A 2278-nucleotide genomic window follows, 5' to 3' on the forward strand; every position below is an offset into this window, starting at 1 on the left:
CATAAAAAATATTTTTATCTCTTTAAAAACCTTAAAACCATTGATACATTAACTTTTTCGGAGGGAGTCTCGGGTTCTCCCTCCGCTTGTTCAAAGAAAATCACGAATGGCGAATGATTCTGCAATTGAATCATTCGCCATTTTTATATTGGTTTTTAGTTATGTCCCATCCTCCTTCTTTTTTTACCACCTACTCCTTCACTGCCCCTTCTGCTACTCCTGCCATGAATTGTCTACTAAAGATAATAAATAAAATAATCAAAGGTAACGTGGCCATCAGTGTACCCGCCATAATCATCGCGTAATCAGTGTCATAGACACCATTTAGTTGTGACAGCATGACCTGTAGTGTATATTTTTGCGGATCGTTTATCGTAACAAGCGGCCATAGATAGTCATTCCACACATTGATAAATGTAAAGATTCCAAGGAAGGTTAAAGCTGGTCTTAATGTTGGTAATGCGACATTCCAGTACAACCTGAACATCCCACACCCGTCCAGTCTACCTGCATCAAGTAAATCGTTTGGTACCGACTCCTGACAGAATTGTCTAATCCAGAAGATCCCGAATGCACTTGCCAGACTTGGGATGATTAATGCTTTATATGAATCCACCCAACCAAACTGAGCGATTAACAGAAATGATGGAACAAATCTAAGTAGTCATCCTTTATTTCTTCTACTCCGTATTCATTTAAATTAACAAACTTATCACTATACTGAAGATACTCTGAGGCCCAGTCATTCATCGCCACAATATCTGGTCCATTGCCGGCAATTAAAGCGGTATGAAGCTTCGTTTTGTACTCTCCGCCCACTTTCTGAGCATTGATTGTCACACCTGGAAATTCAGCTTCAACGTCTTTAATTACTTGGTCATCTAACGCACGATGCCAATACCACAGTGTAATTGTTGTATCGCCATCCGCTCCCTCTGAATTCGCACAACTAACAAGCATTCCAGTACAAAATGCACCTAGTAAAAGACGGTTTAGTCGTTTCATGTCATCCTCCTTAATATATGATAACGCTTACATTTAAACTTTTACGTGAAATAGTTGGACGTACAACTTATAATATATTAAAATGAAATCGATTACAACAAGTTTACTAGGAGGCTTACTTTATGAAACATGTAGAAATTTCAGCTGTTGAAAAGCCAATCAGTTCTTTAATTTTAGGCTCTGATTATTTTACACCTCAAAACCAAGAAAAAGTAAACGAAATGATTGAGGCATTTATTGAAGTTGGTGGGAATACAATTGACACCGCTTACATTTATGCTGGTGGTGAAAGTGAAAAAGCAATTGGACAGTGGATTGATCAACCCTCTAACCGTAACAAATTAAATATATGGACAAAAGGTGGTCACCCAAATCAACATGGTCATACCATTAACAAAGGTGAGTTGTATGATCAGCTTCAAACAAGTCTTGAACGCCTAAAAACAGACCACGTTGAATTATATGCATTACATCGCGATGACTTGACAGTACGTGTAGAAGATATGCTTGAGTGGTTAAATGAACATGTTCAAGCCGGACGAATTCATGCATTTGGAGCGTCGAATTGGAGTGTAGAGAGATTAGAAGAAGCGAATCAATATGCAGCTAAAAACGAGATGCAGGGCTTTTCATTTTCAAGTCCGAACTTGAGTTTAGCTAAAGCGAAAGAGCCTTATTGGCCAGGATGCGTTAGCGCAGATCAACAGATGATTAAATGGCATGACCAAAGTCAGCTTCCGTTGTTCTCTTGGTCTTCACAAGCAAGAGGGTTCTTCACGGGGCGTTTCACTCGCGATAATTTAGAGAATGAAGATTTAGTCCGTGTTTTCTATAATGATGATAACTGGGAACGTTACGACAGAGCGGAGAAGTTATCTAAGGAGAAACAGTGCAGTTTAATTGAAGTCGCTTTAGCGTATGTATTAAACCAAAGCTTCCCAACAGGAGCTATCATAGGACCACAAAACCGTCAGGAATTACAGTCTTGTGGGCGGGGAGCAAGCCTGACGTTAACAGCCGATGATATTGCTTATCTCGATTTACAAAAATAAAAGAACGTAAACGAGGGCGGGACATAACATTAATGTTGCGAGTCAAACACAAATATAGCAAAAAAACCGCTACAGGAGAATCCCTCCCACCCGCGCGGAACGGCCTCAGCCCCTTTCGCGGGAAAAGCGCCGCTACAGTGTCTTCACCGCGTTCTGTTCCGTAGGAGCATTCCTGTGGGTTTTCTTTTGACCTATTTACACAAAAAAAGTCCTCCGTTAAG

2 protein-coding genes and 1 pseudogene are annotated in these 2278 nt (G+C 40.2%); 1 reads left to right on the plus strand and 2 read right to left on the minus strand.

Features of this window, described 5'->3' with window-relative positions:
* Positions 1 to 190: 190 nt before the first annotated feature.
* Together ACQKKO_RS21395 and ACQKKO_RS21400 are read right to left on the minus strand one after the other, a co-directional pair.
* Positions 191 to 661, minus strand: a pseudogene (locus ACQKKO_RS21395) (carbohydrate ABC transporter permease); the annotation flags it as partial.
* The gene (locus ACQKKO_RS21400) at positions 634 to 1005 is read right to left on the minus strand and encodes an extracellular solute-binding protein (protein ID WP_498650729.1); all 372 of its coding nucleotides are present in this window, start codon (positions 1003 to 1005) and stop codon (positions 634 to 636) included. The gene ACQKKO_RS21400 and the pseudogene ACQKKO_RS21395, both read right to left, overlap by 28 nt.
* Before the next feature lie 122 nt (positions 1006 to 1127).
* Here ACQKKO_RS21400 and ACQKKO_RS21405 point away from each other — a divergent pair, with 122 nt between their 5' ends.
* The gene (locus tag ACQKKO_RS21405) at positions 1128 to 2057 is read left to right on the plus strand and encodes an aldo/keto reductase (protein ID WP_498650730.1); all 930 of its coding nucleotides are present in this window, start codon (positions 1128 to 1130) and stop codon (positions 2055 to 2057) included.
* Positions 2058 to 2278: the final 221 nt, after the last annotated feature.

Source organism: Alkalihalobacillus sp. NPDC127517, assembly GCF_050276055.1.
Taxonomy (GTDB): Bacteria; Bacillota; Bacilli; order Bacillales; family Bacillaceae_D; genus Alkalicoccobacillus.

Excerpts from the sequence above, each read along its gene's own strand:
- ACQKKO_RS21400 (WP_498650729.1), bottom strand. The coding sequence starts at position 1,005 with ATGAAACGACTAAACCGTCTTTTACTAGGTGCATTTTGTACTGGAATG.
- ACQKKO_RS21405 (WP_498650730.1), top strand. The coding sequence starts at position 1,128 with ATGAAACATGTAGAAATTTCAGCTGTTGAAAAGCCAATCAGTTCTTTA.